Annotated in this window: 24 protein-coding genes and 1 tRNA gene; 19 read left to right on the plus strand and 6 right to left on the minus strand. The window is 65.1% G+C overall.

Translation table 11 applies throughout. The features are described 5' to 3' along the window. Position 1 precedes the first annotated feature (1 nt). The gene (locus J7359_RS00970) at positions 2-583 is read right to left on the minus strand and encodes an NAD(P)H-dependent oxidoreductase (protein WP_209054657.1); all 582 of its coding nucleotides are present in this window, start codon (positions 581-583) and stop codon (positions 2-4) included. 114 nt (positions 584-697) lie between these two features. Here J7359_RS00970 and soxR point away from each other — a divergent pair, with 114 nt between their 5' ends. After that, positions 698-1,150, plus strand: coding sequence for a redox-sensitive transcriptional activator SoxR (gene soxR / locus J7359_RS00975; RefSeq protein ID WP_209054658.1), 453 nt, complete (start codon positions 698-700; stop codon positions 1,148-1,150). Between the two features lie 99 nt (positions 1,151-1,249). Continuing rightward, the gene (locus J7359_RS00980) at positions 1,250-1,975 is read left to right on the plus strand and encodes a rhomboid family intramembrane serine protease (RefSeq protein ID WP_209054659.1); all 726 of its coding nucleotides are present in this window, start codon (positions 1,250-1,252) and stop codon (positions 1,973-1,975) included. Here the strand turns inward: J7359_RS00980 and mnmD are convergent. Beyond that, positions 1,965-2,675, minus strand: coding sequence for a tRNA (5-methylaminomethyl-2-thiouridine)(34)-methyltransferase MnmD (gene mnmD / locus J7359_RS00985; RefSeq protein ID WP_247740093.1), 711 nt, complete (start codon positions 2,673-2,675; stop codon positions 1,965-1,967). The genes J7359_RS00980 and mnmD overlap by 11 nt on opposite strands. A 28-nt stretch (positions 2,676-2,703) precedes the next feature. Between mnmD and J7359_RS00990 the strand changes: the two genes are divergently transcribed. Further along, positions 2,704-3,738 (plus strand): FAD-dependent oxidoreductase, encoded by a 1,035-nt coding sequence (locus tag J7359_RS00990; protein WP_247740094.1) that lies wholly within the window; start codon positions 2,704-2,706, stop codon positions 3,736-3,738. A gap of 50 nt (positions 3,739-3,788) precedes the next feature. On the opposite strand, the gene J7359_RS00995 is transcribed toward J7359_RS00990, so the two are convergent. Then, complete coding sequence (locus J7359_RS00995; protein ID WP_209054661.1) at positions 3,789-4,310, minus strand: NnrU family protein; 522 nt, start codon at positions 4,308-4,310, stop codon at positions 3,789-3,791. A 70-nt stretch (positions 4,311-4,380) separates the two neighbouring features. On the opposite strand from J7359_RS00995, the gene J7359_RS01000 reads away from it, so the two are divergent. From J7359_RS01000 to kynA, 11 genes are read left to right on the plus strand one after another with little or no spacing between them, the layout of a single operon-like run. Then, on the plus strand, positions 4,381-4,944 hold the full coding sequence (locus tag J7359_RS01000) for a DUF4202 domain-containing protein (RefSeq protein WP_209054662.1): 564 nt from the start codon (positions 4,381-4,383) through the stop codon (positions 4,942-4,944). Next, positions 4,944-5,648, plus strand: a complete 705-nt coding sequence (locus J7359_RS01005; RefSeq protein WP_247740095.1) for a CbiX/SirB N-terminal domain-containing protein — start codon at positions 4,944-4,946, stop codon at positions 5,646-5,648. The genes J7359_RS01000 and J7359_RS01005 overlap by 1 nt, the downstream gene beginning before the upstream one ends. Positions 5,649-5,692: 44 nt before the next feature. Beyond that, on the plus strand, positions 5,693-7,978 hold the full coding sequence (locus J7359_RS01010; RefSeq protein WP_209054663.1) for a bifunctional salicylyl-CoA 5-hydroxylase/oxidoreductase: 2,286 nt from the start codon (positions 5,693-5,695) through the stop codon (positions 7,976-7,978). Continuing rightward, on the plus strand, positions 7,975-8,700 hold the full coding sequence (locus J7359_RS01015; RefSeq protein WP_348524309.1) for an SDR family NAD(P)-dependent oxidoreductase: 726 nt from the start codon (positions 7,975-7,977) through the stop codon (positions 8,698-8,700). The genes J7359_RS01010 and J7359_RS01015 overlap by 4 nt, the downstream gene beginning before the upstream one ends. Next, entirely contained in the window at positions 8,697-9,131 is a 435-nt protein-coding gene (locus tag J7359_RS01020; protein WP_209054665.1) for a MarR family transcriptional regulator, read from the plus strand. Before J7359_RS01015 ends, J7359_RS01020 begins: the two co-directional genes overlap by 4 nt. Next, complete coding sequence (locus J7359_RS01025) at positions 9,128-9,940, plus strand: enoyl-CoA hydratase family protein (protein ID WP_247740096.1); 813 nt, start codon at positions 9,128-9,130, stop codon at positions 9,938-9,940. The genes J7359_RS01020 and J7359_RS01025 overlap by 4 nt, the downstream gene beginning before the upstream one ends. Positions 9,941-9,975: 35 nt before the next feature. Then, on the plus strand, positions 9,976-11,106 hold the full coding sequence (locus J7359_RS01030) for an acyl-CoA dehydrogenase family protein (protein WP_209054666.1): 1,131 nt from the start codon (positions 9,976-9,978) through the stop codon (positions 11,104-11,106). Then, a complete protein-coding gene (locus J7359_RS01035) occupies positions 11,103-11,492 on the plus strand; it encodes an acyl-CoA thioesterase (RefSeq protein WP_209054667.1) in 390 nt (129 codons plus the stop codon). Before J7359_RS01030 ends, J7359_RS01035 begins: the two co-directional genes overlap by 4 nt. Further along, positions 11,485-11,880 (plus strand): RidA family protein, encoded by a 396-nt coding sequence (locus J7359_RS01040; RefSeq protein WP_209054668.1) that lies wholly within the window; start codon positions 11,485-11,487, stop codon positions 11,878-11,880. Before J7359_RS01035 ends, J7359_RS01040 begins: the two co-directional genes overlap by 8 nt. A gap of 31 nt (positions 11,881-11,911) precedes the next feature. Further along, positions 11,912-13,531: an AMP-binding protein gene (locus J7359_RS01045; protein WP_209054669.1), complete on the plus strand. Its 1,620-nt coding sequence runs from the start codon at positions 11,912-11,914 to the stop codon at positions 13,529-13,531. Then, positions 13,528-14,349, plus strand: a complete 822-nt coding sequence (gene kynA, locus J7359_RS01050; protein WP_209054670.1) for a tryptophan 2,3-dioxygenase — start codon at positions 13,528-13,530, stop codon at positions 14,347-14,349. Before J7359_RS01045 ends, kynA begins: the two co-directional genes overlap by 4 nt. 22 nt (positions 14,350-14,371) lie before the next feature. Here the strand turns inward: kynA and J7359_RS20215 are convergent, their stop codons facing one another. Both J7359_RS20215 and J7359_RS01060 read right to left on the minus strand, forming a co-directional pair. Further along, positions 14,372-15,085 carry a GNAT family N-acetyltransferase gene (locus J7359_RS20215; protein WP_209054671.1) on the minus strand — a complete coding sequence of 238 codons (714 nt, stop codon included), beginning with the start codon at positions 15,083-15,085 and terminating at the stop codon, positions 14,372-14,374. Further along, the gene (locus J7359_RS01060) at positions 15,082-15,822 is read right to left on the minus strand and encodes a molybdopterin-binding protein (protein WP_209054672.1); all 741 of its coding nucleotides are present in this window, start codon (positions 15,820-15,822) and stop codon (positions 15,082-15,084) included. Before J7359_RS01060 ends, J7359_RS20215 begins: the two co-directional genes overlap by 4 nt. A gap of 106 nt (positions 15,823-15,928) precedes the next feature. Between J7359_RS01060 and map the strand changes: the two genes are divergently transcribed. After that, a complete protein-coding gene (gene map / locus J7359_RS01065; protein WP_209054673.1) occupies positions 15,929-16,729 on the plus strand; it encodes a type I methionyl aminopeptidase in 801 nt (266 codons plus the stop codon). Positions 16,730-16,930: 201 nt separating this feature from the next. Here map and J7359_RS01070 read toward each other — a convergent pair. Then, positions 16,931-17,015: transfer RNA gene (locus tag J7359_RS01070), tRNA-Leu, on the minus strand. Positions 17,016-17,228: 213 nt separating this feature from the next. On the opposite strand from J7359_RS01070, the gene J7359_RS01075 reads away from it, so the two are divergent. The 4 genes from J7359_RS01075 (at position 17,229) to J7359_RS01090 (ending at position 22,306) form a co-directional block, all read left to right on the plus strand. Then, positions 17,229-18,803 carry a GMC family oxidoreductase gene (locus tag J7359_RS01075; RefSeq protein WP_209054674.1) on the plus strand — a complete coding sequence of 525 codons (1,575 nt, stop codon included), beginning with the start codon at positions 17,229-17,231 and terminating at the stop codon, positions 18,801-18,803. Between the two features lie 75 nt (positions 18,804-18,878). Beyond that, the gene (locus J7359_RS01080; protein WP_209054675.1) at positions 18,879-19,865 is read left to right on the plus strand and encodes a complex I NDUFA9 subunit family protein; all 987 of its coding nucleotides are present in this window, start codon (positions 18,879-18,881) and stop codon (positions 19,863-19,865) included. Next, positions 19,862-20,668 carry an undecaprenyl-diphosphate phosphatase gene (locus tag J7359_RS01085; RefSeq protein ID WP_209054976.1) on the plus strand — a complete coding sequence of 269 codons (807 nt, stop codon included), beginning with the start codon at positions 19,862-19,864 and terminating at the stop codon, positions 20,666-20,668. The genes J7359_RS01080 and J7359_RS01085 overlap by 4 nt, the downstream gene beginning before the upstream one ends. A 153-nt stretch (positions 20,669-20,821) precedes the next feature. Further along, entirely contained in the window at positions 20,822-22,306 is a 1,485-nt protein-coding gene (locus J7359_RS01090) for an NAD(P)-dependent oxidoreductase (protein WP_209054676.1), read from the plus strand. Positions 22,307-22,324: the final 18 nt, after the last annotated feature.

Here is a 22,324-nt window from a genome sequence, read left to right on the forward strand (position 1 = left end):
GTCAGCCATCCTCTCGGTCATAGGGGCGCGCACCGCGCGCATCCGCCAGCGCATCGGCCCACCAGCGCAGCCGATGGGCGAACACCGCCATCGCTGCCTCGGCTGCGGCGCGATCATCGGGGTCGGTGATCCGGCCCTCTTCGTCAAAGCGACGCCAGGGCGATGCAAAGCTGAGCGTGTCGCGGATCGTGACGGTATGCAGTTCGGCCAGGATGATGCGCAGCGCCTCGATCGCCCGCAGGCCGCCCGAAATACCGCCATAGCCGATCAGCCCGACCGGGCGTGCCCACCATTCGGATGTCACCGAATCGATCAGCGTCTTCAGATGTCCCGGCTCGGCATGATTGTATTCGGGCGTGACGATCACGAACCCGTCGGCACCGTGCATCCGTTCGCGCAGCCGCGCGATGGCCGCCTGATCGCCGATCTGCAGCGGCAGCAGATCCGAGTCGGCGGGATCAAGGATTTCCGGCGCGAAACCGTGCAGGCGCAGCTGGCCTGCCACCCAAGCCGCGACCCGATCGTTGATGCGCCCTTCGCGGATCGAACCCAGGATCACCACGATCCGATTACCCTCAGTCATCCCGTCTTCCTTGCCATTCCGGTCCAGGCTTGCAACCCTAAGACCTCAACCAAAGTTCAGGACAAGCTGAAAATGTCCCGTGATTTCAAAGCCCATGCAGCATCGACCCCAATCATGTCGGTCGGTGCACTGTCTCGCCGAAGCGGTATATCCGTCTCGGCCATTCACTTTTATGAACGCGAAGGGCTGATCCGGTCCACCCGCAATGCCGCAAATCACCGGCGCTATTCGCGGGCCAGCCTGCGCGTTCTGGCCATCATCAAGGCCGGCCAGCGCGCCGGTCTTCCACTTTCCGAAATCCGCACGGCCCTGACCCCGGCACTGACCGGAAAGCCGCTGAACCGCGAGGAATGGCAGCGCATCTCGGAAGACTGGCGCGACGATCTGACCCGTCGGATCCGTCTGCTGGAACAGGTCCGCGACCAGCTTGCCGGCTGCATCCGCTGCGGATGTCTGTCGCACGAGCTGTGCGTCCTGTTCAACCCCGCGGACCGCGCCGCCGCGCAGGGTCCGGGTGCGCAGGGGCTGGAACCCGTCCCTGCCGATGACATACCGCGCGAAGGCTGAGTTTCGTGCCGACGCCGTCAGTCCCGACACCTTTCTGGCGGGGTTGCGCGACGGGCCGCGACGGCGGATGCTGGGGCAGCTGCAGATGCCGAAGGTCAGATGTTCCCGATCCGCGATCACAATCCGTCCCAGCGCACCCCCATCGTGACATGGGCGATCATCGCGTTGAATATCGTGATGTTCGTCCTGACCCTGCCCGGTTCGGATGCGGGGGCGGCACTGTGGGTGCGGCTGGCGCTGTATCCGCTGGCGATCATGCACGGCGAGTATCTGTGGGGGCTGGCCAGTCACATGTTCCTGCATGCGGGACTGCTGCATCTGGGCGGCAACATGCTGTTTCTGTGGATCTTCGGCGACAATCTTGAAGAACAGATGGGGCGGCCCGGCTTTCTGTTGTTCTACCTGGCGACGGGGCTTGCCGCCGCGGCCGCGCAGATCGCCGCCGATCCGGGATCGTCCGTGCCGATGGTCGGCGCATCCGGCGCGATCGCAGGCGTCATGGGGGGCTATCTGCTGATGTTTCCCCGCGCCCGCGTCGATGTGGTGGCGATCTTCATCATCTTCTTCAAGGTCTTTACCGTGCCCGCATGGCTGATGCTGGGTGCATGGCTGGGGTTGCAGTTGTTCGGCGGGTTCACGGTCACGGGCGATCAGGGAGGCGTCGCCTATTGGGCCCACGCGGGTGGCTTCATCGCCGGCGTCGCACTGTGCGTGCCGTTGTTTCTGCGTCGGGGCGGCCCTCGCTTCTGGCAGGTGACCCATGGCCACCCGCCGCATCCCGAAGCCACCTACACGCAGACACGCATCCCGCGCGTCACACGCTAGGCCCCTGCGCGTCTGTGTCGGTCATGTCGTCGCGCAGCCGCCCCACGCTCATGTGCCGCTTGCGCCCGAAACCGGGCCGCCGCTGGACCGCGAAACCGGCTTCCTCCAGCGCGCGCCGGACATGCCCGGCGGCGGTATAGGTCGCAAAACCGGCCCCCGCGGCGCTGTGCCGCCCGACCTGCGCCATCAGTTCGGCTGACCACATCTCGGGGTTCCTGGCGGGCGAAAATCCGTCCAGAAACCACGCATCCGCGCGTCCCGGCCACTCGGGCAAGGTGCGCCGCACATCGCCGATCACCAGCCGCAGATCGACCGTGCCCACCTGCAGCCGGGCGGCGCCCCATCCCTTGCGCAGTTGCGACGCCAGTCCGGCCAGTTCTGGGAACGCCGCATGCGCCTGGGCCAGCTGGTCCACGCTCATCGGATAAGCCTCGAAGCTTGTCATGACCACGGGGACGCGCGCGACCAGCGCGAGCGCCAGTGCGTTCAGCCCGGTGCCAAAGCCCAGCTCGGCCACATGGAACCCCGGCCGCAGCCGCGCCGGCAGGTCGTTGCCGTCCAGAAACACATGCCGTGTCTCGGCCAGACCGCCCGCAAGGCTGAAATACGGATCGTCGAAGCGGGTCGAGACCGGCACCCCGCCCTCTCGCCACGCCAGCTGCGGCTGGCCGCCATCCATCTGATCGACTAGATCGTTCATGGTCGCAGCTAGGCGAAGGGCGGGCGGTTTGACAAGCATCACCATCATCGGCGGCGGCATCCTTGGCCTGTCCTGCGCGTGGGAGATCGCGCGCCGCGGCGCCAAGGTCCGCGTCATCGAGGCGGACCGGATCGGCGCCGGATCGTCGGGCGGCAATGTCGGCGCGCTTGCCCCCCACGCCCCCGAGCAATGGAACGACAAGAAGGCGTTTCAGCTGGACAGCCTGCTGTTTGCCTCGGCGTTCTGGGCCGAGGTCGAGACTGTCTCTGGCCTTTCCAGCGGCTATGGGCGCACCGGTCGCCTGCAACCCGTCCCGGACATGGCCACGGCGGAACGGTTGAAAACACGCATCGCAGGCGCGGATGCACGATGGCCCGCGACGATGCCGATGCGGCTGACGGACACCCCCGGATCGCCGCTGGTGCCCTGCAGTCCGACCGGGATCTGGCTTGAAGACCGGCTGACGGCCCGGCTGAACCCTTGTCTGGCGCTGGCCGCGCTGGCTGGCGCGATCCGGGCAAGGGGCGGGCAGATCGTCGAAGGCCAATCAGCACGACCAGACGCGTCCACAGGTCCCGCGCTGTGGGCCACCGGCGCAGCGGGCCTTCAGATGCTGGGCGACGATCTGGGCAGATCGGTCGGAAAGGGGATCAAAGGCCAGTCGGCGCTGCTGGATTTCCCGGCACCCGGCGCGCCGCAGGTCTTCGCCGATGGGCTGCATATCGTGCCGCATGCGGATGGCACGACCGCCGTCGGCTCTACCTCGGAAAATGATTTCGACCATCTGGCCCCCGACCTGATGCTGGACGACCTCGTCGCCCGCGCCCGCAGGATCTGCCCTGCCCTGGCCCAGGCACGGATCGTCCAGCGTTGGGCCGGGATTCGGCCCCGCGCGAAATCGCGTGCGCCACTTCTCGGTCAGTGGCCGGGAAGGCCGGGCCATTACATCGCGAATGGCGGGTTCAAGATCGGCTTCGGCATGGCGCCCGGAATCGCCCGGCTGATGGCCGATCTGATCCTGACAGGTCAGGACCGGCTTCCAGACGCGTTCCGCCTGACCTGAGACATTTTCTTTGGCGGAATACCCGCTGCGCCCCCGGCCTTCGCCCGGCGTCAGCCGGGCAAGGGCGAGACACCCACGACGACAGGGTGCAGCAGGAGAAGCGCGATCCACAGGCCAATGGCCGCCACTATCCGCAAGACCGAGGGCCGGAACACACACGGAAACCCCGAACGGATCAGTCCCGAACCTGCAAAGACCAGCATCCCGCCGAACAGGATCGCATGCGCCAGATCGCCGTTCGCAACCAGATGCGCGGCCGCCCAGATCGCGAAGGCCATCAGCAGGCCCGACATCCCCGTCGCAATCGCGCCCGTCAGGATCGCCACGGGCATCGCCAGATTGACCAGCCAACGGCTGCCCGTGCCCGCCTGCGACAGCCCGACGTAGGGTGCGCCCGACGATGCCCGTACCAGCCAGATCAGCAGCGCGACCGAAACAAGGCTGAACGCCAGAAGATAGCCCCGCCGCCCCAGTCGGGCGATCAGCAGGCCCCGCGGCCCCGGCGCGGCCGGAACCATGTGCGCGGCCAGAAAGCAAATCCAGGCCAGCAGGTATTCGCTCCATCCGTTCATCCACCCGCAGATAGCCGCTTGCAGCCTGCCCCGCCAGCGGGTCAGACTGCGACAAAAGGAAAGGACGCGCATGACCACCCGGCTCGACCACGCCTTCGCCAGCATCGACGCGGCAAACGCCCAGGACCCCAACCTGGAAGACGGAACACCTGCCAACCTGCTGTATGGCCAGCGCATGACAGCCGAACAGCAGCGGCTGTTTCCCGATGCCTCGGACCCGTTGCGGATCGCCTGTCGCGGCCAGCATATCGAACGATGGACACTGCCACGCGACGCCTATCCGATGGATCGGGCCGGTTACCTGCAATGGCGGCAGGAACAGGGGCGACGCCACGCCGACCGAATCGCCGGGATCATGCGACAGGCGGGCTATGACGACGCAGATATCGACGCGGCGCGCAGGATGCTGACCAAGCAGGGCCTGAAGCGCGACCCCGAGGTGCAGGCCCTGGAGGATGTGATCTGCTTCACGTTCATCCGCTGGTATCTGGGCGATTTCATGGCCGAGCAGCCGGATGAGAAAATGCCGCGCATCATCGAGAAGACCGCCAGAAAGATGTCCGCCGAAGGGCGCGCGCGGGCGCTGTCCGAATTCGAGATGCCGGAAGCCTTCGCGCAGTATTTTCGCGACTGATGACACACCACATCAGCAAAGCCGTCATTGTCTCGCACGGTCAGCCGGGCGATCCCGAACCGCAGGAACAGGCGATCCGCGACCTCGCCGCGCGCGTCGCCGCAGAAAGTCCGGGCTGCGAGGTCAGGGGCGCGACATTGGCGATGCCGGGGGCGCTGGCCGATGCCTGCGACGATCACAGCCTGATCTATCCGATGTTCATGGCCGAGGGGTGGTTCACCGGCACGCAACTGCCGCGCAAGCTGGCCGAGGCAGGGGCCGCGAACGCCCGCATCATGCGCCCGTTCGGCACCGATCCGGCACTGCCGCCGCTGATCGTTCGGCTGGCGCACGGTGCCGCCGCCGAACAAGGCTGGGCCCCGAACGACACGACACTTCTGTTGACGGCCCATGGTTCAGGGCGGTCGCAGGCCAGCTTCAACATCACCTCGGCGCTGGCAGACCTGATCGCTCCGCATTTCGCCCGCGTGGTCACCGGCTTTGTCGAGCAGGATCCCTTCATCGCCGACGCGGCGCGCGGCCTGGCACGGGCGGTCAGCCTGCCTTTCTTTGCCCTCAGGGCCGAGCATGTGACCGATGACCTGCCGCAGGCGCTGGACCAGGCTGGGTTCGATGGTCCGCGTCTTCAGCCGATCGGTCTGGCGCCCGAGGTGCCCGCGATCATCGCCGATGCGCTTCGACGGGAAATTTCAAGCTTGAAATAATATCTGCGCCGTGCCAGCTTTCCGATAACAGGAGGTGGCACGGCATGAAGATTCTCTGCCTCGGCGGCGGCCCTGCGGGCCTGTATTTCGCGATCTCGATGAAATTGCGCGATCCCGCGCATCAGGTCACGGTCCTGGAACGCAACCGCGCCAACGACACATTCGGCTGGGGTGTCGTGCTGTCTGATGACGCGCTGGAACGGATGCAGCGCAACGATCCGCAATCGACGCAGGCGATCCGCGACAACTTCATCTATTGGGACGATATCGCGGTCATTCGCGACGGACATCGCGATGTGTCAGGCGGGCATGGCTTTGCCGGAATCGGGCGCAAGAAGATGCTGACGCTGCTGCAGGACCGCGCGCGCGAACTGGGCGTGGACATGCGGTTCGAAACCGAGTTCGGCAGCGCCGAAAGCTATGCCGGGGACTATGATCTGGTCGTCGCCTCGGACGGGCTGAACAGCAAGGTCCGGACCGAATATCAGGACGTGTTCAAGCCCGATATCGACATGCGCCTGTGCAAGTTCATCTGGCTGGGCACGCATCAGAAATTCAACGACGCCTTCACCTTCATCTTCGAGCGGACAGAACACGGCTGGCTGTGGGCGCATGTCTATCAATTCGACGACGACACGGCGACCTTCATCGTCGAATGCAGCCAGCAGACCTGGGACAGCTTCGGCTTCGAAGCGATGACGAAGGAGCAGATCGTCGAAACCTGCCGGGCTGTCTTTGCCGATCATCTGGACGGGCATGATCTGATGTCGAACGCGGCGCATCTGCGCGGCTCGGCGGTCTGGATGAACTTCCCCCGCGTGATCTGTGAACGCTGGTATCAGGGCAACGTCGTTTTGATGGGCGACGCGGCGGCGACGGGGCATTTTTCCATCGGTTCGGGTACACGGCTGGCTTTCGACAGCGCCATCGCACTTGCCGAATACCTGCATTCCGAACCCACCATGGAACGCGCCTTCGAACGCTATCAGGAGGAACGCCGGCTCGAAGTTCTGCGCCTGCAATCGGCAGCCCGCAACAGCCTTGAATGGTTCGAACAGGTTGAACGTTACTTCGACCTGCAACCGATCCAGTTCACCTATTCGCTGCTGACGCGCAGCCAGCGGATCAGCCATGAAAACCTGCGCCTGCGCGATCCCGACTGGGTGCGCCGGGCCGAGGACTGGTTTCAGCAACAAGCCGGCGGTCAGCCCGGCCGCGCGCCGATGTTCGCCCCCTTCAACTTGCGCGATATGCGGCTGAAGAACCGCATCGTTGTGTCACCCATGGCGCAATACAAGGCAGTCGATGGCAAGCCTATGAACTGGCACCTTGTTCATTATGGCGAACGGGCCAAGGGCGGCGCGGGGCTGATCTATACCGAGATGACCTGCGTCTCGGCCGAAGGCCGGATCACGCCCGGCTGCCCCGGGCTGTATGCCCCGGAACACCAGGCCGCATGGCGCGAGATCACCGATTTCGTGCATGAGGAAACCGATGCCCGCATCTGTTGCCAGATCGGCCATTCGGGCCGCAAGGGCAGCACCCGCATCGGATGGCAGGGCATGGACCAGCCGCTGGCCGACGGAAACTGGCCGATCATGTCGGCCTCGGCCCTGCCATGGTCGGCCGACAATGCCGTGCCGCAGGAAATGACGCGGGCACAGATGGATCAGGTCCGGGATCAGTTCGTCGCCGCGACCCGCATGGCCGAACGCGCCGGGTTCGACATGATCGAACTGCACGCCGCCCATGGTTACCTGATCAGCGGATTCATCTCTCCGGTGTCCAACCGGCGCGCGGATGAATATGGCGGGTCTCTGGAAAACCGGATGCGTTGGCCGTTGGAGGTATTTGCCGCGATGCGCGCGGCGTGGCCCGAAAGCAAACCGATGTCGGTCCGGATCAGCGCCAATGACTGGGTCGGCACTGACGGTGTCACGCCGGAAGACGCGGTGCAGATCGCCCGGCTGTTCCGTCAGGCCGGGGCCGATATCATCGACGTTTCCGCCGGCCAGACGACGCCTGACGCCCGCCCGGTCTATGGGCGCATGTTCCAGACGCCGTTTTCCGACCATATCAGGAACGAGGCCGGGATCGCGACCATGGCTGTCGGCAATATCTACGAACCCGACCATGTGAACTCGATCCTGATGGCGGGGAGGGCCGATCTGGTCTGTCTGGCGCGACCCCATCTTGCGGACCCTTACTGGACGCTGCATGCCGCCGTGGCCCTGGGGGACGAGGCGGCCGAATGGCCGCTGCCCTATCTGGCAGGCCGCGATCAGGCGCGCCGCCTTGCCGAACGTCAGGCCGAGGAGATCCGGGCGTGACCCGCGTCCTGATAACCGGCGGCGGCAGCGGCACGGGCGCCGACATGGCCCGCGCCTTCGCCGATGCCGGGCACGAGGTGATCATCACCGGGCGTCGCATGGAAAGGCTGGCGCAGGTGGCGACAGGCGGCATCCGCGCCGTGGCGGGCGATGTCAGCGACCCGGATCAGGTCCGCGCGATGTTCGATCAGGCCGGTCCCTGCCAGATCGTGATCGCCAATGCCGGCGTGGCCGAAGCCGCGCCCTTTGCCAGGGTCGATCTGGAACATTGGAGCCACATGATCGCCACCAATCTGACCGGCACCTTCCTGACGTTTCAGCAGGGACTGGCACGAATGCAGACCGGCGGCCGGCTGATCGCCGTGGCCTCGATCGCGGGGCTGCGCGGGGCGGCCTATGCCGCGCCCTATGCCGCCAGCAAGCACGGCGTCATGGGGCTGGTGCGGTCACTGGCCCACGAGGTCGCGAAGAAGGGCATCACCGTGAACGCGATCTGTCCGGGCTTTCTGGACACCGACATGACCCGCCGCAGCATCGCCAATATCATCGACAAGACCGGCCGGGACGAAGCCGAGGCGTTGGCATCCCTGACCGCCAGGAACCCGCAGGGACGTCTGGTCGCCCCGTCCGAGGTGACGGGCACCGCGATGTGGCTGACATCACCCTCGGCGGCCAGCGTCAACGGCCAGGCGATCATGCTGGACGGAGGCGAAAGCGCATGAGCGATCTGTCCAAGCGGCGCCTGAAGACATGGATCCGCCTTCTGGGCGTGACTCGCGCCGCGGAAAATCGTTTGCGCGACTATCTGCGCCGCGAACATGACACCACCCTGCCCCGCTTTGACGTCATGGCTGCGCTGTGGCGGCGGCGCGAGGGGGTGACGATGTCGGAACTGTCGCGGATGCTGCTGGTATCGAACGGCAACGCAACCGCCGTGGTGGACCGGCTGGAAAAGGACGGGATGGCCCGGCGCGAGGCCGAAGACGGCGACCGCCGCCGCATCCGCGTGCGCCTGACGCCGGACGGGCTGACCGCATTCGAGGCCATGGCGACCGGCCACGAGGCCGAGGTCGATGCAATCTTTGCCAGGCTTGGCGAAACCGATCTGGACATGATGCGCGACATTCTTGCGCGCGCCGGGAGGAACGAATGAAACCGATCCGCATGGCGAACCTGACGCCGCAGCATTTCCACTGGCACGTCAGCGACCGCATCGCCGTGATCCGCCTGAATCGCCCCGAGCGCAAGAACCCGTTGACCTTCGACAGCTATGCCGAACTGGGCCGCACCTTCCGCGACCTGGCCCATGCCGATGATGTGGATGTCGTGGTTCTGGCCAGCAACGGCGGCAATTTCTGTTCCGGCGGCGATGTCCATGACATCATCGGCCCGCTGGTCGCAATGGAAATGCCGGAACTGCTGGCCTTCACCCGCATGACCGGCGAACTGGTCAAGGCGATGATTCATTGCGGCAAGCCGGTGATCGCCGCGGTCGAGGGGACCTGCGTCGGCGCAGGCGCGATCATGGCCATGGCCAGCGACCTCCGGCTGGCCTCGCCCTCGGCCAAGGCCGCGTTCCTGTTCACCCGCGTCGGGCTGGCTGGCTGCGACATGGGGGCCTGCGCCATGCTGCCCCGCATCGTCGGCCAGGGCCGCGCGGCCGAACTGCTGTATACCGGACGCGTACTGCGCGCCCAGGAAGGCGAGCGCTGGGGCTTCTGGAACAGTCTGCATGAGGATGTCGAAACGGCGGCGATGGAACTGGCCCGCAGCATCGCCGCGGGGCCGACATGGGCGCATGGGATCACCAAGACGCAGCTGAACCAGGAATGGAACATGGGCCTGGATCAGGCGATCGAGGCCGAGGCGCAGGCGCAGGCGATCTGCATGCAGACGCGCGATTTCGAACGCGCCTACCGCGCTTTCGTCAACAAAGAGCAGCCGGTGTTTCAAGGCGACTGATCTGCTTTCCCTTGGATGTTGGGACAAAGAAGAAGATGGACCGAAGCTTTCTGACCTGGCCGTTTTTCGAGGACCGCCACCGCGAATTGGCGGCGGCGCTGGACGATTGGGCCGGGGCCACTCTGCCGGTCGATCATGACGACGTTGACGCGGCCTGCCGGGGGCTGGTGCAAGATCTGGGCGCCGATGGCTGGTTGCGCCATTCGGGCGGCGACGCGCTGGATATCCGCAGCCTGTGCCTGATCCGCGAAACCTTGGCGCGCCATGACGGCCTGGCGGATTTCGCCTTTGCGATGCAGGGTCTGGGCATGGGTGCGGTGACGCTGTTCGGAACGCCCGCGCAGCGCGCATGGCTGGACCGGACGCGGGCGGGCGAGGCGATTTCAGCCTTCGCGCTGACCGAACCGGGATCGGGCTCGGATGTCGCCCGCACTGCCACCACCGCGCGGCGCGACGACAATGGCTGGGTGCTGGATGGCGAAAAGACCTACATCTCGAACGGCGGGATCGCCGATATCCATGTGATCTTCGCACGCACCGGCGAGGCGCCGGGGGCGAAGGGGTTGTCTGCTTTTCTGCTGCCTGCCGATGCGCCCGGTCTGACCGTCGTGGACCGGATCGAGGTGATGGCGCCGCATCCGCTGGCGCATCTGCGGCTGGAAGGGGTTCGCCTGCCCAAGGATGCGCTGATCGGCGAGGCCGGATCTGGGTTCCGCATCGCCATGACGGTTCTGGACCATTTCCGTCCGACCGTCGGGGCCGCCGCCCTGGGGTTCGCCCGTCGGGCGCTGCAGGAATCCGTCGCACGGGTGCGTGAACGGCAATTGTTCGGCGCGCCGATGGCCGAACTGCAGATGGTTCAGGGACATATCGCTGAAATGGCGCTGCAGATCGATGCCGCCGCGCTGCTGGTCTATCGCGCCGCCTGGACCAAGGATATGGGCGCCCCCCGGATTACCCGCGAGGCGGCGATGGCCAAGCTGTATGCAACCGAAGCGGCGCAAGCGGTCATAGATCAGGCGGTGCAGCTGTGGGGTGGCGACGGCGTGCGGCGCGGCACGATGGTCGAAAGCCTCTATCGAGAGATCCGGGCCCTGCGCATTTATGAGGGCGCCAGCGACGTTCAGAAGCTGATCATCGCCCGCAATGTTCTGGAGGGGGCATGAGCTATCACCGCAGCATCGCCATCGAATTCTGCCACTGCGACCCGGCGGGCATCGTTTTCTATCCGCGCTATGCCGAGATGGTGAATTCGGTCGTGGAAAACTTCATGGCTGACGAGGTCGGCTATCCGTTTTCGCAGATGATCGCGGAAGGCTTCGGCATGCCGACCGCGCGGTTGGAGATAGATTTCCGCAAGCCCTCGCGGCTTGGGGACCGGCTGGACTGGCATCTGAGGGTCGAACATCTGGGCCGCACCAGCGCGCGGTTCCTGTTGACGGCAGATGACCGCATCAAGGCGCGCCCCACGGTGGTCTGGATGGAACGCGACTTCCGCCCTGCGCCCTGGCCCGCACATATCCGTCCCAGATTCGAGGCCCACCATGCATGAACAGTTGCATCCCGCGAACTGGAAACGCGCCGTCGGTTACGCCAACGGCATCGCCGCGCGCGGCCGGATGATCTTTACCGGCGGGTTGGTCGGCTGGGACGCCGATCAGCAGTTCCAGACCGACGATTTCGCCGGTCAGGTCCGGCAGGTTCTGGAAAACATCGTCGCGATTCTGGCCGAGGCGGGCGCCGGGCCCGAACATCTGGTGCGGCTGACCTGGTATGTCACCGACAAGCACGAATACCTGGCCGCGCTGCGCGAGGTCGGGGCTGCCTATCGCGACGTGATCGGACGGCATTTCCCGGCGATGGCGCTGGTTCAGGTCGCCGGGCTGGTCGAGGACCGCGCCAAGGTCGAGATCGAGGCCACCGCGGTTGTTCCGGACTGAAACGAACAGGAACGGCGAACAGGAGAGGTCGATGCACAAACTTGGACCCAGCGGGCATTCGGACAGCTTTGCCCGTGACAACCTGCCCCCGCCCCAGGCGTGGCCCGCGATCGACCTGTCGGGCTTCGACTACCCGGACTGGATCAATGTCGGATCCGAACTGACCGACCGGATGGTCCAGCGCGGCTTCGGCGACCGCAACGCGCTGGTCGGCAACGGGCGCGCGCGGACCTACAAGGAACTGGCCGACTGGACCAACCGGCTGGCAGGCGCGCTGGTGCAGGATTACGGGGTAAGGCCCGGCAACCGGGTCATGATCCGGTCTGCGAACAATCCGGCGATGGTGGCCTGCTGGCTGGCGGCGACGAAGGCGGGGGCGGTGGTGGTGAACACCATGCCGATGCTGCGGGCCGGGGAATTGGCGAAGGTCATCGACAAGGCCCAGATCACCCACGCACTGTGCGACACCCGACTGATGGACGACCTGGTCGCGGCGGCGAAGACGTCGGACCATCTGGAAACCGTGATCGGCTTCGACGGCACGGCCAACCACGATGCCGAACTGGACCGCGCGGCGCTGACCAAGCCGGTCAGGTTCGATTCCGTCAGGACGGGCCGTGACGACGTTGCCTTGATGGGCTTCACCAGCGGCAGCACCGGCGAGCCGAAAGCGACCATGCATTTCCACCGCGATCTGCTGATCATCGCGGACGGCTATGCCAAGGAAGTTCTGGGCGTGACGCCGGACGACGTGTTCGTGGGCAGTCCGCCACTGGCCTTCACGTTTGGTCTGGGCGGGATGGCGGTGTTTCCGCTGCGCTTCGGCGCCTCGGCGGTGCTGCTTGAAAACGCCTCACCGCCGAACATGATCGAGATTATCCAGCAGCATCGCGCGACGATCTGCTTTACCGCGCCAACCGCCTATCGTGTCATGCTGCGCGCCATGGAAGAGGGTGCCGACCTGTCCAGCCTGCGCGCCGCCGTCAGCGCGGGCGAGACGCTGCCCGGCCCGGTGTGGCAGGAATGGCGCGACAAGACCGGCAAGCCGATGCTGGATGGAATCGGATCGACCGAGATGCTGCATATCTTCATCACGAACCGCTTCGACGACAGCCATCCTGCCTGCACCGGGCGGCCCGTGGGCGGCTATCGCGCGCGGATCGTGGACGAGGACGGCATGGAACTGCCGCGCGGCGAACTGGGCCGGCTGGCGGTGATCGGACCGACCGGCTGCCGGTATCTGAACGACCCGCGTCAGGCCGACTATGTCCGGGATGGCTGGAACCTGACCGGCGACACGTTCTGGCAGGACGAAGACGGGCGTTTCCACTTTGCCGCACGGTCCGACGACATCATCCTGTCGGCGGGCTACAACATCGCCGGCCCCGATGTGGAAGCCGCCCTGCTGTCCCATGAGGATGTGCTGGAATGCGCGGTCATCGGCGCGCCCGATCCCGAACGCGGCCAGATCGTCCAGGCGCATGTCGTCCTGGCACCGGGCATTGCCGCCGACCAGGCCACCGTCGAACGTCTGCAGCGGCATGTGAAGGACACGATCGCGCCGTTCAAATATCCGCGCAGCATCGTCTTTTGCGACGCGCTGCCCAAGACCCAGACCGGCAAGATCCAGCGTTTCAGGTTGAAAGAATGAGCTACGACCCAACTGACGAAGGTGCGCGCATGTCGTTTCAGGGGCACATGTCCTATGGCGACTATCTGGGGCTTGACGCGATCCTGACCGCGCAGCATCCGAAGTCTTCGGCCCATGACGAAATGCTGTTCATCATCCAGCATCAGACCAGCGAGTTGTGGATGAAACTGGCGCTGCACGAGATGTCGGCAGCCCGCGACAGCATCGCAGCAGGCGATCTGCAACCGGCGTTCAAGATGCTGACCCGCGTGGCGCGGATCATGGAACAGCTGAACTCGGCATGGGATGTCCTGCGCACCATGACCCCCAGCGAATACACCCAGTTCCGCGACACTCTGGGGGAAAGCAGCGGCTTTCAGTCCTATCAGTACCGGATGATCGAATTCGTCGCCGGCAACCGCAACATGGCGATGATCCGACCGCACGAACACCGCGCGGAACTGGCCCATCCGCTGCTGGCCGAGGTCAAGCGCCCATCGCTGTACGACGAGGTTCTGGCGCGGCTGCGCGCGGCCGGGTTCGACCTGCCGGCACGCGAACGGCTGGACCTGCCGCATCAGCCCGATGCCATGGCGCGCGCCGCATGGGCCGAAATCTATCGCGATCCGCGCCGCTACTGGGAACTGTATGAGCTGGCCGAAAAACTGGTCGATTTCGAGGATTATTTTCGCCGTTGGCGCTTCAACCACGTCACGACCGTCGAACGCATCATCGGCTTCAAGCGCGGCTCGGGCGGCACGACAGGCGTCAATTATCTGCGCCGGATGCTGGATGTGGTGTTGTTCCCCGATCTGTGGGAACTGCGCACCGAACTGTGACGGCTCAGACCTGCATGGCCGATCACGGCTTCACGAAATAAGTGTATCCGCCCGCATCGCTGAACCCAAGACCGCGATACAGGGCGATGGCCGGGGCGTTCGCCCGCGTCACCGCAAGCGCCAGCCGACGCGCACCGTTTTCCCGTGCCCAGACGGCGGCGCGCCGCATCATCCACCCGGCCAGACCCTTGCGGCGCCAGTCGGGCAGGATCTCGATCCCGTGGACCATCGCGACGCCCGAATGGATCGCCACGAAACCGGCGCCGGCCGCGCGATCCTCGATCCGGCCCAGAAGCGCTGCTTTCGGAACTGCCACGCGCTGCATCACGGCCTGGCGTTCGGGGCCGATCTCGCCCGCCACCCAGATATCCCGCTGGATCGCCAGAGGCGGCCAGACCGCAAAGGCCATGACCGGCGGAATCCGGCGGTCGGTCAGCGCACTGACATCCGCCTGCATGACGACGGTGGGCGTGGCGCGCTGAAATCCGCGGTCGGTCAGTGCCGCAATCAGGCGCGTCTCGTCGTCCAGCACCCGAAACGCCGCCGCCTGCCGCCAGTCCGACTGGATGCGCAACACATCGTCGATGTCTGCCGGCGACCAGCTTCGGACCGCGCATGCCGAATTGACACGACGCCCGGCCCCCTGCGCGCGCCCGATGCGAAACCCGCCGGCGTCGGCGTATTCGGCGGCGGGCCAGGTCGCCTCGAACGCCTCGGCTAGCGCCGGGTCCGTCACAGCGCCAGCCGCCGCTTAAGCTCATCCATCGCAAGGGACACGCGGGAATCGTCAAGGCCGCGCACGACCAGATTGGTGCCCCAGCCGCGCTCGTCGTGATAGGGATAGGAACCCAGCGACAGGTCTGGAAATTCGGCCGCGATGGCGCGCAGTTCCTCGGCCACGTCGCTTTCGCCGCGGCGCACCTCGACGGTCCGCGACTGAACGGGACGGCCCGACGCCAGCCGCGGGATCAGCCAGTCCACCATGCCGCGGAAGACCTCGGGCACCCCGGCCATCACATGCGTATGCCCGATCGAGAATCCGGGCGCGCCCGACACCGCGTTGTCGATCAGCGTGGCGCCGACCGGAATCCGGGCCATCCGCAGCCGGTTCGGGGTCAGTTCCGTGCCCATCCGATCACAGCGCGCCTGCAACACCGCACGCGCCTCGGGGTGGATCTCGACGGTCGTGCCGTGTGCGGCGGCCACGGCATCGGCGGTGATGTCGTCATGGGTCGGGCCGATGCCGCCGCTGGTGAACAGCAGATCCCAGGCGCCGCCAAGGCTGCTGTCCAACGCCCGGACCGCCGCGACGATCTGATCCTGATCGTCGGCCACCACACGAATCTCGCGCAGATCGAAGCCGGTCGCACACAAGACCTGCGCCAGATGATGCGCATTGCCCTCGCGGGTGCGGCCCGACAGGATCTCGTCCCCGATCACCAGAATCGCCGCCGTCGGATTGTCCGTCTGCATCTGTTCCCGCGCCCCTCGCTGCCTCTGCCTTCTTCTATGCGCACGCGCGGCACTGGAACAAGTGGCGCGACGCGTCTATCTATGCGGTCAGACGAAAGGATCAGCGATGGACGAAGACAGCCGCATCACCAAGGAAGGCATCCGCATTCACGGACGCGAGGATTTCGCGGGCATGAGCAAGGCGGGCGCATTGGCCGCGCGGATCCTGGACGAGGTGGGGCCGCTGGTTCAGCCCGGCGCGACGACCGGCATGCTGGACGATTTCATCCGCAGCCGCATCGAAGAGGCCGGTGCCACATCGGCCACGATCGGCTATCGCGGTTATCAGCATGCAAGCTGCATCAGCGTGAACCATGTCGTCTGCCATGGAATTCCGGGCGAGAAGCTGTTGCAGAACGGCGATATCCTGAACATCGACGTGACCGTGATCGTCGATGGCTGGTATGGCGACACAAGCCGCATGTATGTCGCGGGCAAGCCGTCGATCAAGGCGCAAAGGCTGATCCAGGTCACGCACGATTCGCTGATGAAGGGGATCGAGGCGGTGCGCCCCGGCGCGACGTTCGGCGATATCGGTGCCGCGATCCAGCAATACGCCGAAGGCCACCGCATGTCGGTCGTGCGCGATTTCTGCGGCCACGGGCTTGGCCGGGTATTTCACGCGCCCCCCAATGTCCTGCATTTCGGACGACCCGGCAAAGGTCCGGTGCTGGAAGAGGGAATGTTTTTCACGATAGAACCCATGATCAATCTTGGCCGACCGGAGACCAAGGTTCTTGCCGATGACTGGACGGCGGTGACTCGTGACAAGTCCCTGTCCGCGCAATTCGAACATTCGCTTGGCGTCACGGCCGACGGGTTCGAGATCTTCACGGGATCGGATCTGTTCTTCCCGACATTCGACTAAGGCTCGACCGCGAACCGGTCGGGCGATCGACAGCGCCGCATCTCCGAATTCTCAGCAATTCATCTCAGGCTGCGGCAGGCTTCTGCGTCGCCGCGGCCTGAATCCGGCAGCCCGATCCCTTGTGGGGGCTTCCGCCAGCAAGGACCATTGTTGCAACAGAAAGCCCCTGAAACCAGATGGCTTCAGGGGCTTTTTGACCAATGGTGCCCAGGAGAGGACTCGAACCTCCACGCCTTGCGGCACACGGACCTGAACCGTGCGCGTCTACCAGTTCCGCCACCTGGGCAGGTGGTGTGAGCGGGGTGACTAAAGCCAGTTTCGGGGGGCGTCAATGGGGTGTCGCGCAATTTTTTCGACCCACCTCAGAATCACCGACCGATGCCCCGGCACCGGATCTGTCCTAAACGACACGATGCAGTCATTTGCATTCTGTGTAAGTATCTTCACCGAGTCGATCTGCGCGTCATGTTTGCGCGGACCTTGTGTTGGGAACAAGTGAATGTTGGACGCCTATCGTGAACGCGATTGGGATGTGATCGTGATCGGAACCGGAGTCGGAGGGGGCAGCGCCGCGCGCCGGCTGGCCGAGGCCGGGCTTTCGGTCCTGATGCTGGAAAAAGGGCCCGATCTGGCCGGCACCGACAAGGCCGAGATCGAGACCATGCAGACCGACCCTGCCGCCCGGCTTGATGCGGGAATGTGGCCCTATCCGCTGGAGGCGCGGATCGACGGACGAGATTCACAGCTTCACGGCATGCTGGGGTCCTGCGTCGGCGGAACTTCGACCTTCTATGCCGCCACGCTGGAACGACCCGAGCCGCATGATCTGGATGATTCGTCGCAGCGCCCGCACCCCACCGGGGGGTGGCCGCTGTCCTATGCCGAAATGACGCCTTATTTCGACGAGGCCGAGAAGAACTATCTGATCAGCGGCGAGACGGATCCGCTTAGCGCCGTCCCCGCGCCTGCCTTGCGCGCCGCGCGCCCGGTCACCGATGTCGACGCCGCGCTGCGCCGGGCCTTTGAAAAGGCAGGGCTACACCCATACCAGACACATATCGCCGCCGCGTTTCCGCCCGATTGCCAACAATGCTTCGGTCGCCGCTGCCTGCGCCCCTGCAAGATGGACGGGCGGTCGGCGGGGGTCCAACCTGCGCTGCGCACCGGGAATGCCCAGTTGCTGGACCGGTGCAACGTGACGCGGATCGAGGCCGACCGCCGCGTCACCCGCATCCATTGCCAGCGCGCCGGGCAGGACTTCACACTCAGCGCGCGGCACTATGTCCTGGCGGGCGGCGGGCTGGCTTCACCATCGCTTCTGCTGCGCTCGGCCAGCGAATCCTGGCCGACGGGAATTGGCAATCGTCACGATCTGGTTGGCCGGAACCTGATGTTCCATCTCAGCGAGATGCTTGCGATCTGGCCCGGGCGGGGCGCGCGGTCGGATGCCCCCAGCCGGGCACTCAGCCTGCGGGACCTGTATCATGTCCAAGGACAGCGTTTCGGCCTGATCCAGTCGATGGGAATCGACGCCGGATACGGTGAGGTACTTTACGCGCTGAACCAGATGTTCGAACAATCGTCGCTGCGGCGGCTGCGGCCGCTGCGCCATGGGTTGCGGCTGCTGCCCTATGGCATTCTGCCGATACTTGGGCCGGCCAAGATATTCGTCGGCGTTCTGGAAGACCTGCCCTATTCCGAGAACCGGGTCCTGTGCGACCCCGCGCATCCCGACCGCCTGCGATTTCAATATCAGCTGCACGATGAACTGCTGAACCGGCGAACCGCATTCAGAAAGGAAATGAAGTCGGCATTCCGTGCGCATCGCCGGATCTTCTTCAGCCAGATGCCGACGCTGAACTTCGCGCATCCCTGCGGAACGCTGCGATTTGGCGACGATGCGCGCAAATCCGTGCTGGACCGCAATTGCCGGGTGCATGGGATCGACAACCTGATCGTGGCCGATTCCAGCTTCATGCCCACATCGAACGGCTGCAATCCCAGCCTGACGATCGCCGCGAACGCCTATCGTGTCGCCGACCGGCTGATCGACCGCATCCGCCACGCCGCGTGACGCGGCGCGCTTGTGATGACGCCCGCGCTTGGGTATGGACGATCAAGGACGCTGCACGAAGGAGGCGATAGGCCCATGGCACAACTGGTCACGATCTTTGGCGGGTCTGGCTTTGTCGGCCGGCAGGTGGCGCGCATCATGGCCCGGCGCGGCTGGCGGGTGCGTGTCGCGGTGCGCCGACCGGACGAAGCCCTGTTCACGCGCACCTATGGCGCGGTCGGGCAGGTCGTCCCGGTGCTGTGCAATATCCGCGACGAGGATTCTGTCCGCGCAGCGATGTCGGATGCCGACGCGGTGGTGAACTGCGTCAATATCGAACGCCCCGAGGGCAAGAGCAATTTTCACACCGTCTTCGAAGAGGGTGCGACCCATATCGCTCGCCTCTCGAAGGAAATGGGTGTCCGGCATGTCGTGCACATCTCGGGGATCGGCGTCGATCCCGATTCGGCCAGCCGATATGTCGCCGCGAAGGCACGCGGCGAGGCAGCGGTGCTGGAGCATCGCCCCGACGCGATCGTGCTGCGCCCTTCGGTGATCTTCGGAACCGACGATCATTTCTACAACCGCTTTGCCAGCATGGCGCGGCTGGGACCGGTCATGCCGATCGCCGGCGCGCGGACGCGCATGCAGCCGGTCTTCGTCGATGACGTCGCCACCGCCGCCGCGATGGGCGCCGCGGGCGAGGCCAAGCCCGGCATCTATGAACTGGGCGGCCCCGACGTGATGACCCTGCGCGAGATCGTCGGACAGGTGCTGAAGGCCACTCGCCGCCGCCGACTGGTTGTGAACATGCCGTTCTGGCTGGCAAGGATCGGCGCCGGAGTTCTGGACGGTGTGCAGTATGTCACCGGCGGACTATTCACCAACAAGATCCTGGGACGCGATCAGGTCATCCTGCTGCGTGACGACAATGTCGTCAGCGAGGACGCCAGGGGCTTTGCCGATCTTGGAATACAGCCCACCGCCGCCGAGGCGGTGATCGAGGACTATCTTTGGCGTTTCCGTCCGTCGGGCCAGTATAACGCGATCAAGGATTCGGCGAAGAACCTGCGCAGCCTCTGATGGAACACAACACGATTGTCGCCGCGATCCTCGGACTTCTCGAGGGGCTGACCGAGTTCATTCCCGTCTCATCCACCGGCCATGTCCTGCTGGCGGGACATTTCCTTGATTTCCATTCCCCCGGTCGCGCTTTCGAGGTGGTGATCCAGCTTGGCGCGGTTCTGGCGATCCTTGGTGTTTACGCCACCCGGCTGTGGAACATCCTGGCATCGGCCCCCCATGATCCCACCTCGCGCCGGTTCATCGGCGCGGTGCTGCTGGCCTTCATGCCTGCCGTGGTCATCGGCGTCCTGGCCCATGACATCATCAAGACCGTGTTGTTCGAAACGCCGATGCTGATCGCGGTCATGCTGATCCTTGGTGGGATCGTGCTGCTGCTGGTGGATCGGTGGGCGACCAGCCCCCGCTTGTTCCGGGCCGAGGATTTCCCCCTGTCCATGGCCTTCAAGATCGGCGTGATCCAGTGCCTTGCGATGATCCCCGGCGTCTCGCGATCAGGGGCGACGATCGTCGGCGCACTGCTTCTGGGTGCGGACAAGCGGTCGGCGGCAGAGTTTTCGTTCTTTCTGTCCATGCCCACGATGCTTGGTGCCTTCGTCTATGACCTCTACAAGAATCGCGATGTCATCGACGCCGCGGCGCTGGACAACATCATCATCGGGTTCGTTTGCGCCTTCATCACCGCGATTCTGGTGGTGCGCTGGCTGCTTGGCTATGTGTCCAAGCGCGGCTACGGGCTGTTTGCATGGTGGCGGATCATCGTCGGAAGCGTTGTTTTGCTGGCCCTGGCGGCAGGAATGTAAGTGATGCTGACCTAATTTCCTACCACCCGGACAAATACCGCCTTCTGATCAGCCAAAATCTCGCAAATAGGTCAGGATTGCTGCCTTTTCATTCCCGGCCCCTTGGTTTATTGGGTCTGCGTAAGTTCCTGACAGTCGGAAGGTTGCGCAGCCATGGCCACGCAGAAGATGCTGAAATTCGTTTCCACCCCGCGCGAGATGCCGGAAAAGCGCGATGCGGCGGAGCGCAGCGAAGACTTTCACGAGATCTATCAGGAATACGCCGCGCAAAAGGCCGCCGAACAGTCCGGGCGGTGCAGCCAGTGCGGCGTGCCCTATTGCCAAAGCCACTGCCCGCTGCACAACAACATCCCGGACTGGTTGCGCCTGACCGCGGAAGGCCGGCTCAAGGAAGCCTATCAGGTCAGCCAGGCGACCAACACCTTCCCCGAGATCTGCGGCCGCATCTGTCCGCAGGACCGGCTGTGCGAAGGCAACTGCGTCATCGAACAATCCGGCCACGGCACCGTCACCATCGGCGCGGTCGAGAAATACATCACAGACACCGCCTGGCAGGAAGGCTGGGTCGCTGGCCCCGCCCCGTCCCAGGAACGCGCGGAAAGCATCGGCATCGTCGGTGCAGGTCCGGGCGGTCTGGCGGCGGCGGATTCGCTGCGCAGGATGGGGTTCCAGGTCACCATCTACGACCGCTACGACCGCGCGGGCGGGCTGATGACCTATGGAATTCCCGGTTTCAAGCTGGAAAAGGACGTGGTCATGCGGCGCAACAAGCTGCTGGAAGATGGCGGCGTCGAATTCGTCCTGAACTGCAATGTCGGCGAGGATATCAGCTTCGACGCGATCCGTGGCAAGCATGACGCGGTGCTGATCGCCACCGGCGTCTACAAGACCCGCGATCTGGATATCGACAACGCCGAGGCCGACGGCGTCGTGCGCGCGATCGACTATCTGACCGCCAGCAACAAGATCGATTTCGGCGACGACGTGCCCGATTTCGACGACGGCGAACTGAATGCCAAGGGCAAGCGCGTTGTTGTCATCGGCGGCGGCGACACCGCGATGGACTGCGTCCGCACCGCCATCCGGCAGGGCGCGCAATCTGTGAAATGCCTGTATCGCCGCGACCGGTCGAACATGCCCGGATCGCAGCGCGAGGTTCAGAACGCCGAGGAAGAAGGCGTTGAATTCGTGTGGCTTTCTGCGCCGGGTGCCTTTGCCGGCCACGTCACCGGAATCGCCGCCGAGGCACAGGAACGCGACGTGGATCAGGTCGGCCAGATCGCCAGCGTGCGGGTGCAGAAGATGCGCCTTGGCGCGCCCGATGTCACCGGACGTCAAAGCCCCGAGCTGATCGATGGCGCCGATTATGACGAACCCGCCGAACTGGTGATCAAGGCGCTGGGATTCGAGCCCGAAGATCTGCCCCGGCTGTGGGGCGTCGATGGGCTGGAAGTGACGCGTTGGGGCACGATCAAGGCGAATTTCCAGACGCACCAGACCTCGATCCCCGGCGTCTATGCAGTGGGCGACATCGTGCGCGGCGCCAGCCTGGTCGTCTGGGCGATCCGCGACGGCCGCGAGGCCGCCGAGTCGATTGCCGGCTTCCTGACCGGCGAGGCCCGCGTGGCCGCAGAATAGGGCCGCACCGATGATGCA

Origin of the sequence: Paracoccus sp. R12_2 (assembly GCF_017744015.1) — a bacterium.
In the GTDB taxonomy this organism is placed as follows: domain Bacteria; phylum Pseudomonadota; class Alphaproteobacteria; order Rhodobacterales; family Rhodobacteraceae; genus Paracoccus.

Coding starts and splice junctions, on each gene's coding strand:
- J7359_RS01010 (WP_209054663.1), top strand. CDS start 5,693: ATGAAGATTCTCTGCCTCGGCGGCGGCCCTGCGGGCCTGTATTTCGCG.
- J7359_RS01005 (WP_247740095.1), top strand. CDS start 4,944: ATGACACACCACATCAGCAAAGCCGTCATTGTCTCGCACGGTCAGCCG.
- J7359_RS01090 (WP_209054676.1), top strand. CDS start 20,822: ATGGCCACGCAGAAGATGCTGAAATTCGTTTCCACCCCGCGCGAGATG.
- J7359_RS01040 (WP_209054668.1), top strand. CDS start 11,485: ATGCATGAACAGTTGCATCCCGCGAACTGGAAACGCGCCGTCGGTTAC.
- J7359_RS01020 (WP_209054665.1), top strand. CDS start 8,697: ATGAGCGATCTGTCCAAGCGGCGCCTGAAGACATGGATCCGCCTTCTG.
- J7359_RS01045 (WP_209054669.1), top strand. CDS start 11,912: ATGCACAAACTTGGACCCAGCGGGCATTCGGACAGCTTTGCCCGTGAC.
- J7359_RS00970 (WP_209054657.1), bottom strand. CDS start 583: ATGACTGAGGGTAATCGGATCGTGGTGATCCTGGGTTCGATCCGCGAA.
- J7359_RS01060 (WP_209054672.1), bottom strand. CDS start 15,822: ATGCAGACGGACAATCCGACGGCGGCGATTCTGGTGATCGGGGACGAG.
- J7359_RS00995 (WP_209054661.1), bottom strand. CDS start 4,310: ATGAACGGATGGAGCGAATACCTGCTGGCCTGGATTTGCTTTCTGGCC.
- kynA (WP_209054670.1), top strand. CDS start 13,528: ATGAGCTACGACCCAACTGACGAAGGTGCGCGCATGTCGTTTCAGGGG.
- map (WP_209054673.1), top strand. CDS start 15,929: ATGGACGAAGACAGCCGCATCACCAAGGAAGGCATCCGCATTCACGGA.
- J7359_RS01075 (WP_209054674.1), top strand. CDS start 17,229: ATGTTGGACGCCTATCGTGAACGCGATTGGGATGTGATCGTGATCGGA.
- J7359_RS01025 (WP_247740096.1), top strand. CDS start 9,128: ATGAAACCGATCCGCATGGCGAACCTGACGCCGCAGCATTTCCACTGG.
- J7359_RS01035 (WP_209054667.1), top strand. CDS start 11,103: ATGAGCTATCACCGCAGCATCGCCATCGAATTCTGCCACTGCGACCCG.
- J7359_RS00980 (WP_209054659.1), top strand. CDS start 1,250: ATGTTCCCGATCCGCGATCACAATCCGTCCCAGCGCACCCCCATCGTG.
- soxR (WP_209054658.1), top strand. CDS start 698: ATGTCGGTCGGTGCACTGTCTCGCCGAAGCGGTATATCCGTCTCGGCC.
- J7359_RS01080 (WP_209054675.1), top strand. CDS start 18,879: ATGGCACAACTGGTCACGATCTTTGGCGGGTCTGGCTTTGTCGGCCGG.
- mnmD (WP_247740093.1), bottom strand. CDS start 2,675: ATGAACGATCTAGTCGATCAGATGGATGGCGGCCAGCCGCAGCTGGCG.
- J7359_RS01000 (WP_209054662.1), top strand. CDS start 4,381: ATGACCACCCGGCTCGACCACGCCTTCGCCAGCATCGACGCGGCAAAC.
- J7359_RS01030 (WP_209054666.1), top strand. CDS start 9,976: ATGGACCGAAGCTTTCTGACCTGGCCGTTTTTCGAGGACCGCCACCGC.